Origin of the sequence: Flavimobilis rhizosphaerae (assembly GCF_014852685.1) — a bacterium.
GTDB classification, from domain to species: domain Bacteria; phylum Actinomycetota; class Actinomycetes; order Actinomycetales; family Cellulomonadaceae; genus Flavimobilis; species Flavimobilis rhizosphaerae.
Genome location: NZ_JACZDF010000003.1, coordinates 104,270 through 117,865 on the forward strand (window position 1 = coordinate 104,270; position 13,596 = coordinate 117,865).

Genomic DNA, 13,596 nt, shown 5'->3' on the forward strand with positions numbered 1-13,596 from the left:
GGTTGTCCTCACGGACTCGTCGACCGTCAGCTCGTCGACGTCGAAGACGGGGACGGTCGAGACCCGCCGCCGACGGCCACGATCACGACCTCACCACCCCGCCCCGCGCGCCAGCTCGAGCGCCTGCGCCTCGAACCACTGCCCCGCGGCCGGTCCGCCCTGACACTCCCCGTCGGACTCCCCGGGCCGCTTCACCCACACGAGAGCGTCGAGCGCGGCATCGTCGGGCAGGAGACGTGGCCGCTCCCCGAGCGCACGCCCCGGCGGGTTGCACCACTGGCCGTCAGAGCCGTTGCCGTTGCGGGACGTGTCGACGACGAAGTGCGTGCCGCCCGCGAGCGCCGCGACCTTCTCGCCGTACGCCACCGAGGCCTCGGTGCTCTGGTAGTTCGAGACGTTGAGCGCGAAGCCCGCGACGTGCTCGAGGCCGACGAGCTTGAGACGTCGGGCAGCTTCCTCCGCCGGCAGCCACGCGGAGTGGCCGGCGTCGACGTACACGCGCGCCCCTGCGGCATTGAGGGCCTTCGCCGCGTACGCGAGGTAACCGACCCGGTCGCCCTGCCCGTCGCAGTCGCCGAGCATCGGCAGCGCGTCGGGCTCGAGCACCACCCACGGCTCCCCGACGATCGCGTCCGCGACCGCGTCGACCCACCGTGCGTACGCGGACCCGTCGACGCCGCCGCTCGAGTGCTGACCGCAGTCCCGCCCCGGCACCGCGTAGACGACGAGCAGCCCGAGCGTGCCGTCGTCACGCGCACGCGTCGTGTAGTCACGCACCTCCGCGGCGGCCGCCGCCGGGTCCGTGCCCGTCACCCAGAACGCTTGCGGCGTGCGCGCGATCTTCTCGAGCAGGGCCTGTTCCTCGCCGCTCGCCGCCGCGGCGGCTGACGCCGCACGCGTCGTCGGATCGAGGTAGAAGCCGGTCGCGGCAGTCGCGGCAGTCGCGTCGGGCGCCGCCGACGACGACGCCGACGGCGTCGACCCCACCTCCGTGCCGCACGCGTGACCGTCGAGCGTGAACGACGACGGCCGCCCGGCCGACGCCCCCGCGCCGACGAAGCCCAGCGTGATCGACCCGCCCCGCGGAACCTTCGCGTTGTGCCCCGCATCCCGCACGCGCACCTCCGCACCCGACCCGCCGGCAGCGGGCTCGAGGAGCACACCGTTCCAGAGGTTCGCAACCTTCTCCTCGCCCGCGAACCGCCACGCGAGCTCCCACCCGTCGAGGGCCCCCGCACCGTTGCGCACCGTGACGTCCACCGTGAAGCCGTCAGCCCACGAGTCGCGGACGACGTAGTCGACCTCGCACGCCGCAGCATCGGCCGGCTCGGTCGGGCCCGTCGGGGACCCGGTCGGGATGCTCGGCGTCGTAGGACTCGCCGCAGGTCCTTGAGCAGGCTCGTCCCGGCCGCCGACGAGCACGCCCACCAGCACACCGACCCCCACGAGCACGACGCCGAGCGTCACCCCCACGATCCACCGCCTGCGCCTGCTCATCTGCACCCTTCCCCGGTCCACCAGCTTCCGCTGAGTTCTTCGGCGTCTTCGACGACGAGGTGAAGGGCGGGGCGGGCTGCTCCTCACGCCGCACCCTCCCGACTCGTAGGCCCGCAGCACCGCTCGATCGTGCTGGAACCCTACGAGTCCCCTCCCTCCCGACATCCCGACTCCACGGGGTAGAGGGCGCAGCGGACCCCAGCGCGGTTCAGGGCCGTCCTTCGCCATGGCGCCGCCGTGTCCGTTCGTTCGCACCGAACGTTCGGCGCGAACGAACGGACATGCGGCGAGGCGTCGTCTCCGTCACGCGGGCCCAGCCGCGGTGTCGCGCGACCGGGCGCTTCGCTCCCCGCCCGCTGTCCACAGATTGGCGCTTCCGCATGCGTTCGTCCCGAACGCGCTCTAGGTTCGACGACGGACCGACGACGGAGGACGCCCCATGCCAGCAGCACGACCAGCACGCGCACTGACCATGTCAGCGGCCCTTGCGGCCACGGTCCTCACAGTGGCCGCGTGCACGGGCGGCACGCCCACGCCCGTACCCACGACGCTCGCGACCCCGGCGCCGACGACCACCGCGCCAACGCCGTCGCCCACGCAGACCGAGGACCCCAACCCCGCCGGGCTCAAGCCGCTCCCCGCTGACGAGATCGATGCATCGTTCGTCACGATCGAGAACTTCTTCAGGGCGTACGAATACGCGCTTACCAGTGGGGACACCGCGCCCCTCGACGCGCTATCCACGCAATCGTGCAAGTTCTGCTCCGGGATGGGTGAGGACTTCCGCAAGTTCTACGCAGCCGACGCCTCCATGACCGGGGGCAAGTTCACGATCCACGAAGCGCGGCTTCTCCCCTCCGACGGGCAGGAGCGCCTCGTCTGGCGGCTCGACGTCAAGCAGTCATCGATCGAGTCTCTGATGCCAGACGGGGAGACTGTGACGGACGCTGGCTTCCGAGGCCCCCTCCTCGTCGAGGTCACCACCCGTTCACCGCTGAAGATCTCGGGCGTCGACACGAAGCCCGAGAAATGAGCTGGGACGCCGAACGACCGCGTCCGGCCATTCGTATCACAGCGACACTCGCATCTTCCGTCGTGCTGCTCGCGACCACCTGCTCACTCGCGTGGGGAGCCGTCGAGGCAAGCGACCTGGGCTGGTCTCACACGTCCACTTCGATCCGCCCCGACGCTCCTCTGGTCCCACGCCCCAAGGTCGACGACAAGCACAGGGATGAGATCGATGTGACCGCGGCTGACCCCGGTTCCCCCGGCGTGCCGCCCATCGAGCCCCCACCCCCGGACGTCATCACACAGACCCTCCCGTGGGAACCCGAGGACTGCCAGATCATCACCATCCCCCTCGCCGAACCCAACCTCCGCGCGCAGTGCGCCAATCCCGCAACGTTCGTCTGCCCCGAGGGCACCACGGGCGTCACCGCCTACAAGTACCGCACCCGCCCCCTCGGAACCGATGAGCCGTGGTCCGGCTGGCGTCTCCTCAACGGCCCCTGCACCCCTATCGGCGACCCCACCGACGACCTTGCCGACGCCGTCGCCCGCGAGCTCAAGACCCTCAAGATCCCGCCCAAGCACGCCAAGATCGCACCCATCACCGACTGGTTCGCCGTCCAGACCCCCATGACCTACTACACCGACGACACCCCCGAGCTCCTCACCACCACGGTCCTCGACACCCAGGTCGAGCTCGAGCTCACCCCGTCGTCGTATTCCTGGGACCCCGGCGACGGCAGCACACCCCTCACCACCACCGAACCCGGCGCCCCCTACCCCGACCAGACCATCACCCACACGTACACGAAGGTCGGCACCTACCGCGTCACCCTCACCACCACGTGGACCGGCCGCTTCCGCACCCCCGGCACCCCCTGGCGCCCCATCGCCGGAACCGGCACCACCACCCACACCACCGCACCCTTCGAGACCCGCGAGATCCGCTCCGTCCTCAGCTGACGGCACACCACCTCGGGCCGGGAGCGCCGTGATGTCCGCGACTGACCCAGCCGCGGGCCCGGCTGATCAGCGCCCGGTCCCCTCCATCGACTCGTAGCACCCCAGCACACGCCCCGCGTGTGCTCAGGCGCTACGAGTCGCCCCTCGTGAACGACTCATAGGCCTCCTGCACCATTCGATGGTGCAGGAGGCCTACGAGACGCGGGAGGTGCGAGGCGTCAGACCGTGCGGCGCCGCGCCACGAGGACGAGCACACCCGCCGCTACGAGCGCAGCCGCGAGGCCCAGCCCGACGAGGCCGCTCGCGCCCGTCGCCGGCAGGTCGTCCTCGTCAGGTGCCGCGGTCGCCTCCGGCGTCGGCTCGTCCGTCGTGCCGTTCGTCGGCTCGTCAGTCGCGTCGTCCGTCGGCTCCCCCGTCGGCTCGTCCGTCGCGTCGTCCGTCGGCTCGCCGCTCGGCTCCCCCGTCGGCCCGTCGGTCGCGTCGTCCGACGGCTCGTCGGTCGCGCCGTCCGACGGCTCGGGCGTGGGAACGACAGCGGGTGCCGCGACGGCGAGCCGCACGGTGCGGTCCACGGCACCCGCTGCGTTCGTGCCGCGCACGACGACGTCGAACACGCCCGCTGTCCTCAGCGTGCCCGCGATCGTCGCGGTCCCGTCCCCGTGGTCGGTGAGCGTCAGGCCCAGGAGCGTCGTCGGAGCGGACAGCGCCCGCACCCCGAACGCGACCGAAGCAGGAGCGGTCGCGAGGACCGGTGCGACGGACACGAGCGTGACGTCCGGCGCGGGACGGCCCGCGAACGCAGCCGTGAACGACACCTCGCCCGTGGCCGGGACGCGGATCGGATCGGCGGCCGTTCCCGCACCTGAGAGGCCCTTGCCAGGCGTGACGCCCACGACCGTCGGCGCCTCGGTCACGACAAGGCGCACGCGTGCGCTGCCGGGGAGCGACGTCGCGCCCCATGGGTCGACGGTCGCGCCCTCACGGACCTCGACGACGAGCTCGCCATCGACCGCACCAGGAGCGAGCGTCACGGCAATCGTGTGACCGGTCGCGGTCGGCGTGACGACGACCCCCGCGACGTCGACGCCCGACGTCGTCACGTCGTCGGCGTCGAGGCCCTCGGCGCCCGCGACGGGAGCACGCCCAGCCGCATCCTGGACGACGTCGAACAGCACGGTCGCCCCCGGATGCACCGACTGCGCTGCGCCACCAGCGGGCGTCACCGTCGTCGTCGCGCGCGGCGCCTCGACGACGATCCGCACGGTCCTCGACACCGGCGCAACGGCATGCATGGCGCGGACGGTGACGTCGTACGTCCCGGCCGTGGTCGGCGTGCCGGCGATCGTCGCGGTGCCGTCGGCGCCCGTCGTGAACGTCAGCCCTGGCGGGAGCGGGGACCCGATCTCGAGCGGGGGAACTGGCAGGCCGGTGGCCACGACGTCCCACGACACGGGGTCACCCGCGCGCACGGTGGCGTCCGCAGGGACCTTGGTGAACACCGGCTCGGCCCACGGCGTGACCGTCGCCGAGCCGGCCCCGTTCGTCGCCCCGAACTGGTCGAAGACGGCCCCGTCACGCACTGTGACGACGACGTCGGAGCCGGTCCAGTCCTCGAGGTCGAGCGCGACCGTGTATGCGCTGCCTGAGCCTGTGACGTCGAGGTCCCTCACCGTCGCCCCGGAGACGACGATGTCGTTCGCGTCGAGCCCCGTCACAGGCCACTGCTGGCCGTCGCGCGTGAAGGTGAGGTCGTAGCGGAGCGTGGAACCGTCGAGCGCGACCTGCGGCGTGGCGCCGGCCTGCGGGACGACCTCGACCTCGGGCCGCGTCGGTGCGCCGACCGCGAGCTGAAGCAGCTCGGACCCGAGACCGAAGTCGTTCTGGGCCGTGAAGATCAGCGTCGCCGGTCCCGCGACGGTCGGGGTCCCGACGAGACGCAGCTCGGTCGTCCCGACGAGGGTGAGTCCCGCGGGCGCTCCGAACCCTGTGACGGGGACGCTCGAGCTCGCGACAACGACGTCGACGGGGTAGCCGACGCGCAGGCCCGTCGGCGGCGTCACCGTGATGACGGGCGCCGCCCCCGCGCGGATCTCGAGGTCGCCGCGCCCGACGATGATCGTGTCGGGGCCGACGGTCTGCCGGACGACGATCTCCGAGGTGAACGTCCCGGGCTCGGGGATCGCGCCTGACACGTGGATGGAGCCCCCGCGCACGTCGACGTCGATGCCGTCGATCGCCGGTTCGATGCTCACCGTCGAACCTGCGGGCACCCATCCGGCGTTGCGGTCGACGGGGCCTCCCGCCAGGACGGTCAAGGAGGTCGACGGGACGGGGACCTGCATCAGCACCGTGAGCGTGAACGACTTCTCCCGTGTCACGCCGTACGTGTCCGTCGCCGCGACCGTGAATGCGAACGTGCCCGCCGATGTCGGCGTGCCCTGGAGGAGGCCGGCCGTGCTGAGCGAGATGCCCGACGGCAAGCTGCCGGAGGAGATCGCGTGGGTGAGGCTCGTCGCCCCCGAGGCGCGCACCCACCGCTCGAGCGCCGACGGCAGTGGCTCGTTGACGAGCGCGCCGCGGAGCTGCGCTGCGCTGGACCACGATGGCGCGGCCATCCGCACGTACTGGACCTGAAGAGTCGCGCCCACGCTCGGCTGGCCCCACGTGTCCGTCGCGACGCCCGGCGGCACGACGAGCGTGAGCGTGCCCACCGCAGACCCGGTGACGTCCGAGGTGACGCGCAGGACGTTGCCGACGACGGTGACAGTCCCGCCGCCGCTCACCCCGGCGGCCGACGGCGGGCCGGTGAGCGACGCCGGTCCGACGCCCGAGCGCATCTCGACGTCCCACGAGACCGTCCTCGCGTCGGCGGAGATGAGGATCGGGTTGGCGCCGACGACCGTCGGCGTGGGCGCTGCCGGCCGCGCGCCGCCGAGCGGCGTCGACGTGATGTCAGCGATGCGGAACGTCACCGCGGGGGCGGAGGCGTTGCCGTTGCCGTGGCGGAACTCGACCGTGAGCTGCGTGATGTTGCCGAGGTCGGCGTTGCCCTTGAAGCATGCGGTCTGACCGCTCGCGCACGCGTAGTTGAAGACGAAGCCGTGACTGGGCGTCGGCCCGATCCCGGAGTTGTACGTGCTGGTGCCGCCGTTGTCGTCGGTGACCCTCGCTGTGATGGAGAGCGCCATGTAGTCCCGGCCGCCCTCGACGTCGAAGAGGTCGAGGAACAGCTGGCCGTTCGTCGAGGCGAGGAGGTCCGTCGGGCTCATCGTGTACGTGAGCGCCACGAGCGGCGTCTCGTTGCTCCCCCCCTTGTTCAGGCGGACGACGCCGAAGCCGCCGGACTCACCGAACGTCGAGTCACCGACGGTCGCGACCGAGCGCGCGTCGCGGACCGTCCCGGCGAAGTCGTCGAACGCGACGGCCCCGACGGCCGTGGCGGGCACGGCGACGGCCGACATCCCGATGGCGAGCAAGACCGCGAGCGCTGCGCGTGCAGTACTTCTATAACCCCGTGTGACGTGCATGTTCTCCCCATTTTGCGACGCCACGTCAGGTGGCGGTCCATCGTGGCACGCGCGGCCCGACCTGCGAAAGAACTCTTCCCGATCGTTGGACAGGAATCTGCGCGGCTGCCAGTGACATTTCCCGGATCACCGACGAAAGGTCGCGTCTCGCGCTGGCACCGCATGCTTTGCTGGGACGAGACCGCCTGACCCCAGCCCGGGAGCGCACCGTGCCGAACCGTCTCGCCCATGCCCTGTCCCCGTACCTGCGCCAGCACGCGTCGAACCCCGTCGACTGGCACGAATGGACCGACGAGGCCTTCGCCGAGGCGCGCGAGCGCGACGTCCCCGTGCTCCTCTCCATCGGCTACGCGGCCTGCCACTGGTGCCACGTCATGGCCCGCGAGTCGTTCTCCGACCCGGACGTCGGCGCGCTCATGAACGCGGGCTTCGTGAGCATCAAGGTCGACCGCGAGGAACGCCCGGACGTCGACGCCGTCCACATGGCCGCACTCCTCGCCCTCACCGGCCACGGCGGGTGGCCCCTCACCGCGGTCCTCACGCCCGACGGCCGCCCCTTCATCGCCGGCACGTACTACCCGCCGGCGCCCGTCGGCGGACAGCCGTCGTTCCGGCAGCTCCTCGACGGCGTCCAGGCCGCCTGGCACGGGCAGCGGGAGGCCGTCGAACGTCAGGCGGACGCGCTCGCCGCGCACCTGCGGCGCACGTCGGCCGCGGACCCATCGCGCGTCGGGACCCTGCCCGACGCGTCCGTGCCCGACGATCTTGCGCCCGACGTCCTCGTCGAGACGCCGTCGACCGGGCGGATGCCCGGGCGCCGGGCGCCCGCCGCCCCGGGACCGGACGATCTCGCCGCCGCCGTCGAGCATCTGCTCGACGCCGAGGATCGCGTCCACGGCGGCTTCGGCGGCGCCCCGAAGTTCCCGCCGTCCGCAAACCTCCTCCAGCTGCTGCGCCACCACGGCCGCACGGGCGACGTGCGTGCGCTCGACCTCGTGCGGCGGACCGTCGTCGCGATGACGTCGGGCGGGCTCCACGACCAGCTCGGCGGCGGCTACGCCCGCTACACCGTCGACGCGACGTGGACCGTCCCCCACTTCGAGAAGATGCTCACCGACAACGCGCAGCTGCTCGCCGTCCTCACGGGCCTGTGGCGCGCGACGGGTGAGGACTGGGTGCGCACGACCGCGCTGCGGCTCGCGGAGTTCCTCGAGCGCGACATGCTCACCCCTACCGGGTTCGCGACATCGCTCGACGCCGACACGGACGGCGCCGAGGGCACCTTCTACGTGTGGACGCCCACGCAGCTGCGCGACGCGCTCGGGGACGCGGACGGCGCGTGGGCGGCGGACGTCTGCTCCGTCACCGACGCGGGCACGTTCGAGCACGGCACGAGCGTCCTCCGCCTCGACCCGTCGGTCCTCACGGCCCCCTCGCGACGGATTGATGGGTTCCCCCCGTCCGACGGGGGGAACCCGTCAATCCGTGGGGGTCGGGACGAGACGGACGGTGAGAGGTGGACCCGCGTGCGGGGGCTGCTCGCCACCGCACGTTCCGCGCGCACCGCCCCAGCCCGCGACGACAAGGTCGTCGCCGGCTGGAACGGCCTGACGATCGGCGCGCTCGCCGAGGCCGGCCGCACCCTCGACGCCCCGCACCTCGTCACGCTCGCGGCACGCGTCGCCGACGCCGTCGTCGATCGCCACCTCGACGGCGACGTGCTGCGCCGCACGAGCCTCGGCGACCGCGTGAGCCCCACCGAGGCGACGCTCGAGGACCACGGCCTCCTCGCCGACGGCCTCCTCCAGCTCCACGCCGCCACCGGCGACACCCGCTGGTACGAGGTCGCCGCGCGGCTCGTCGACCGGCTCCTCGACCGCTTCGTCAACGGCGACGCGTTCTACGACGCCCCTCCCGCCGGCGGCGGGCCGGCGCTCGTCGTCCGCCCGGGCGACCCGACCGACGGCGCGTCTCCGTCGGGCCGCTCGGCCGCGGCCGGGTCGCTCGTGCGCCTCGCCGCGCTGAGCGGCGAGCACCGTCACCTCGCGGCCGCGCACGCTGCCCTCGCGCCGTACCGGGCCCTCGCGCACGGCGCGCCGCGCGCCGCCGGGTGGGCACTCGCGGTCGCCGAGGCGCTCGCCGACGGCCCCCGCTGCGTCGTCCTCGCCGGCACGACCCCCGACGGGCCCCTCGCCCGCACCGTCTGGGCAGCCACCGCCCCCGGCATCGTCCTCACGCCCGTCCCTCCCGCGACGGAGTACCCGTCCGACGTCGAGCGCGACCTCACGCACGTGCCCGCGCACGCGGACCGCGGGCCCGTCGGCGGCGCGCCCACCGCGTACGTCTGCCAGGGCACGACGTGCTCCCTCCCGCAGACGACGCCCGGGGCCCTCGCCGCACTCCTCACGCCCGCCGACCGCATTCCTACGACACCTCCCCAGGAACGCGGCGTCCCGACGCCCCACAACCGGTAGCGTTCGGAGAGCTGGCCGCCGCCGGCCGCGCCGCCACCCCGACAAGCCCGGAGCCATGAACCTCACCCGCCTCGCCCCGCTCGCGACCGACGTCCACCCCGCAGCCGAGTACGACGGCTTCATCGGGTGGGTGCTCAGCCTCATGGAGTCGCTCGGCGAGGTCGGCGTCGGCATCGCCGTGCTCGTCGAGACGTTCGTGCCGCCGATCCCGTCCGAGGCCGTCCTGCCCGGCGCCGGCTTCCTCGCGTACGAGGGCCGCATGAACGTCTGGCTCGCGTGGACCCTCGCGACGCTCGGCGCGATCATCGGCGCGTGGGCCTGGTACGGCATCGGCTACGCGTTCGGTCGCAACCGCACGCGCGCGATCGTCGGCGCCGTCCCGCTCATGGAGCACGAGGACTTCGACCGCGCCGAGGCCTTCTTCGCCCGGTGGGGCGGCACAGCAGTGTTCGTCGGACGGTGCGTGCCCCTCGTGCGGTCGTTCATCTCGATCCCCGCAGGGATCGAGCGCATGAACCTCGGCAAGTTCACCTGGTACACATTCGCCGGCTCCGGCCTGTGGAACGCCATCTGGATCGGTGCCGGCTACATCGCCGGCCCCGCGATCAAGCCCGTCCTCGAGCAGTGGAGCGGCGTCCTCTCGAAGCTCGTCCTCGTCGCGATCGCGGTGCTCGTCCTGTGGTTCGTCGCCGCCCGCCTGCTGCGGCTGCGGCAGGTCCGCGCCGCGAACCGCGCCGCGCAGGACGCCATCGAGGACGCCGTCGAGACCGTCGTCGAGACCGTCACCGACCGCGAGATCGGCCCGGACACCCCCGTGCGGCGGACGTCGGACGACCAGCCGAACTGACTGCGTCAGAGCACCTCCGCGAGGTGCCCTGACGCAACCCTCCCGGACGCACCCAGACCCCGAGGCACCGACGCCCCTAGGCATGCGCAACGCCCCGCCCCCCGTGAGGGGAGCGGGGCGTTCGAAGATCTACGCGCTGTGCGAGATCAGAGGGGGCGGATGTTCTCCGCCTGCGGGCCCTTCGGGCCCTGCGTGACGTCGAACTCGACGCGCTGGTTCTCCTCGAGCGAGCGGTAGCCGCTCGACTGGATGGCCGAGTAGTGCGCGAACACGTCGGCGCTACCGTCCTCGGGGGCGATGAAGCCGTAGCCCTTCTCCGAGTTGAACCACTTCACGGTTCCAACAGACATTCCGTACTCCTTCAGAGTGCTCGGACGACCCTCGTCTTTCGAGGGCCGCTCCGTCGCGGTGTTCTTCGTCCACTCCTGAAGCCGGAACGCGATGATTCCATCGCAGCGAGACGAGCAAAGCACAGCAACTACCCCCCGAGCATAGGGGGATGTGCGCCCAAGAAGCGAGCCGGAACCCGAACGTCTTCATAACGATGCGGAAACGACACGCAACCCACCCATCGCAGATTTCTGCGGATCACGCCTGCACGTCGGGACCTTCGGGCCCCACGGGCACCCTGCCGGACCCGTACACGAGCTGCCAGGCACGCACCGCGTACGTCGTCGCAGCAAGCGCATGCCCGACGCACCCGGCGACCGTGAGCCCGAACGCGACGTGCCACAGCACGCCGTCCGTCCCCGAGGCGAGGAGCAGCAGCGGCAGCCCCGTCATGAGCGCTGCGGTGCGAGCCTTGCCGAGGAGTGACACCTCGAGGTCCGGAAGCGGCCATCGCTTCGTCACCATGAGGAACAGCGCACCGCAGATGAGCACGGCGTCCGGCACGACGACGAGCCCGAGCATCCACCACCTCAGCTCGCCGAGCAGCGTGAGCGTGATGACGACCGCGAGCATGCCGAGCCTGTCGGCGAGCGGGTCGAGGGTCTTGCCAAGCTCGCTCGTCATGTTGAACCGGCGCGCGATGAACCCATCGGCCCAGTCGGTCACACCGAGGACCATGAGCGCGACGATCGCGGCGCCCGTGCGCCCCGACGCGGCCAGGACGACGAACAGCGGGGTGAGGACGATGAGACGGGTGAGGGTGATGATATTAGGGATCGTCACCGGCCGTCCTTCCTGTCGTCGTGCGCGGGCTCGGGGGCCACCCTATCGGCCCGGAGAGCCCTCGTCGGGCGGCGTCCCACGGTCTGCGTGGGCCTCCTTGCCCGACGTTGCGTCGTCCACCGGAGCATCGTCCGACCCGCCGCGGGCCGTCGGGCCGTCGAGGCCGCGGGTGCCCGCCGTGACCTGCAGCGTCAACGCCTCCTTCTGGATCTCCTCGTCACGCTCGACGGCACGCGCCTCCTGGCGCGCACGCTTGTCGATCTGCGCGGTCGAGCGCATCGGCAGGAGGGCGCGGTCTGTCGCCGGCAGCCCCTCGCGCAGCTGTCGACCCCGGAGCAGCTCGTGGTCGAGCTCCGCACCGAGGACGAGAATCATCGAGCAGATCCACAGCCACACGAGCACGACGACGACGCTCGCCAGCGCCCCGTACGTGCGGTCGTAGCTCGCGAAGTTCGCGACGTACACACCGAAGCCCCAGCTCGCGACGAGGATGACACCGACCGCGACCGCCGCGCCCGGCGACAGCACGCGGTAGCGACCGTGCCGGACATTCGGCGTCCAGTGGTAGAGAAGCGAGACGAGCAGGACGATCGCGACGAGCACGAGCGGCCACTTGCTCCACGCGAAGACCGTGACGAACGTGTCGCTCAGGCCGATCGGCCCGCCGAGCGTCCGTGCGAGGTCCGCGGAGACGACGAGCAGCACCGCGACAACCGCCGCAACGAGGACGAGGACGATCGTCAGCACCGCCATGAGCGGGCGCAGCACCCACGTCGGGCGTCCCTCCTCCACGCCGTGGACGGTGTTCATCGCCCGCGAGAAGGCGGTGACGAACGCGGAGGCGGACCACAGCGCGCCGAGCAGACCGACGACGAACGCCACACCCGCGCTGCTGTTCTCAGCGAGCCCGTCGAGGATGCCGCCGACGGTCTCGACGACCTCCGGCGACGCGACCTCGCGCAGCACTCCCTTGATCTCGTCGACGACGCTCTGCGGGTTCTCGAGCAGCCCGACGATCGACAGGAGTGCCGCCGCCGCGGGCGCGATCGCGAGGACGGCGTAGAAGGTCAGCGCGGCGGCGACGTCGGTCCCTCCGTGCTCGAGGAAGGAGCGGACCGTTGTCATGGCGACGGTCACGGGGGAACGTCGAGGGGCGCGGGGCACGTCGTCGGTCGTCATCCTCCGATGTTGCCGTGCGCGGCAAGGCCACGCCATCGGACCGCGCGCGCTCAGCGTCCGAAGAGCTCGACGAAGCGTCGCAGGATGCGCCGGGGCACGGGGGCGTCGCTCGCGCGGGCCGTCGCGAGGACCTGCTCGGCCTGCTCGGGCGGGTAGTAACCGTGGCCCGCGTAGGCCTCGAGCCGCTGCACGTAGGCGTCGCGCGTGAGCTCGGGGTGGAACTGCGTCGCGTACGCGTTCGTACCGACGCGGAACATCTGGACCGGGCACGCGGTGCCCGTCGCGAGGACGACGGCGCTCGGAGGGAGCGTCGTGATCGCCTCCTTGTGCCCGACGTACGCCGCGAACACGTCGGGCAGGCCCGCGAGCAGCGGGTCGGTGCGGCCCGCGTCGGTGAGCGTCACGTCGACGGTACCTGCCTCCTCGCCGTACGTCGTGCCGACCACGGCGCCGATCTTCGTGCCGAGCGTCCCCACCCCATAGCACGCGCCGAGGTAGGGGATGTCGCGTGCGAGGACGTCGTCGAGCAGCGCGGAGATCTCACGCTCGACGCGCAGCTGGGTCGCGCTCTTCGACGCGGCCGGGTCCGACGACGTGAAGGGGCTGCCGGCGACGATGACGCCCGAGACGTCGTCGAGGTCGAGCGCGGGCATGGGTCCCTGGTCGAGGCGCACGCGCCAGAGCTCGTCGGGGGCGAGACCACCGAGCTCGAGGTAAGCGGCGTGCTCGACGTCAGCGATGACGTCCTCCGCGCGCGTCGCGAGCAGCACGAACGGCTTCATGGTGGACCTCCTCGCATCGATGCGGCCGTCGTCACATCCTGCCGGACCCGCAGCCTCGCCGCCCACCCCGTCCATCCCCAGCCCCACCGCCCAGCGTGCCGATAGCCGATCCGTGCACCTCAGGTGCACGGATCGGCTATAGAGCA

Annotated in this window: 10 protein-coding genes; 4 read left to right on the forward strand and 6 right to left on the reverse strand. The window is 72.1% G+C overall.

The features are described from left to right. Nucleotides 1-90 precede the first annotated feature (90 nt). Entirely contained in the window at nt 91-1,497 is a 1,407-nt protein-coding gene (locus IGS67_RS06775; RefSeq protein ID WP_192279068.1) for a glycoside hydrolase family 6 protein, read from the reverse strand. A 439-nt stretch (nt 1,498-1,936) separates the two neighbouring features. Here IGS67_RS06775 and IGS67_RS06780 point away from each other — a divergent pair, with 439 nt between their 5' ends. Both IGS67_RS06780 and IGS67_RS14345 read left to right on the forward strand, forming a co-directional pair. Further along, a complete protein-coding gene (locus tag IGS67_RS06780; RefSeq protein WP_192279070.1) occupies nt 1,937-2,530 on the forward strand; it encodes a DUF6318 family protein in 594 nt (197 codons plus the stop codon). 209 nt (nt 2,531-2,739) lie between these two features. After that, complete coding sequence (locus IGS67_RS14345) at nt 2,740-3,468, forward strand: PKD domain-containing protein (RefSeq protein ID WP_192279072.1); 729 nt, start codon at nt 2,740-2,742, stop codon at nt 3,466-3,468. Between the two features lie 218 nt (nt 3,469-3,686). Here IGS67_RS14345 and IGS67_RS06790 read toward each other — a convergent pair whose 3' ends face one another. Next, nucleotides 3,687-6,995, reverse strand: a complete 3,309-nt coding sequence (locus IGS67_RS06790; protein WP_192279074.1) for a putative Ig domain-containing protein — start codon at nt 6,993-6,995, stop codon at nt 3,687-3,689. Between the two features lie 209 nt (nt 6,996-7,204). Here IGS67_RS06790 and IGS67_RS06795 point away from each other — a divergent pair, with 209 nt between their 5' ends. Then, nucleotides 7,205-9,469 (forward strand): thioredoxin domain-containing protein, encoded by a 2,265-nt coding sequence (locus IGS67_RS06795; RefSeq protein ID WP_192279076.1) that lies wholly within the window; start codon nt 7,205-7,207, stop codon nt 9,467-9,469. Between the two features lie 55 nt (nt 9,470-9,524). Continuing rightward, nucleotides 9,525-10,316 carry a DedA family protein gene (locus IGS67_RS06800; RefSeq protein WP_192279078.1) on the forward strand — a complete coding sequence of 264 codons (792 nt, stop codon included), beginning with the start codon at nt 9,525-9,527 and terminating at the stop codon, nt 10,314-10,316. Nucleotides 10,317-10,462: 146 nt separating this feature from the next. Here IGS67_RS06800 and IGS67_RS06805 read toward each other — a convergent pair whose 3' ends face one another. The 4 genes from IGS67_RS06805 to IGS67_RS06820 all read right to left on the reverse strand — a co-directional run bounded on the left by IGS67_RS06805 (nt 10,463) and on the right by IGS67_RS06820 (nt 13,450). Next, the gene (locus IGS67_RS06805; RefSeq protein ID WP_102510769.1) at nt 10,463-10,666 is read right to left on the reverse strand and encodes a cold-shock protein; all 204 of its coding nucleotides are present in this window, start codon (nt 10,664-10,666) and stop codon (nt 10,463-10,465) included. 238 nt (nt 10,667-10,904) lie between these two features. Continuing rightward, entirely contained in the window at nt 10,905-11,489 is a 585-nt protein-coding gene (locus tag IGS67_RS06810; protein ID WP_192279080.1) for a CDP-alcohol phosphatidyltransferase family protein, read from the reverse strand. Between the two features lie 42 nt (nt 11,490-11,531). Continuing rightward, nucleotides 11,532-12,668, reverse strand: coding sequence for a YihY/virulence factor BrkB family protein (locus tag IGS67_RS06815; RefSeq protein WP_192279082.1), 1,137 nt, complete (start codon nt 12,666-12,668; stop codon nt 11,532-11,534). A gap of 50 nt (nt 12,669-12,718) precedes the next feature. Further along, nucleotides 12,719-13,450 carry a glutamine amidotransferase gene (locus IGS67_RS06820; RefSeq protein ID WP_192279084.1) on the reverse strand — a complete coding sequence of 244 codons (732 nt, stop codon included), beginning with the start codon at nt 13,448-13,450 and terminating at the stop codon, nt 12,719-12,721. Nucleotides 13,451-13,596 lie beyond the last annotated feature (146 nt).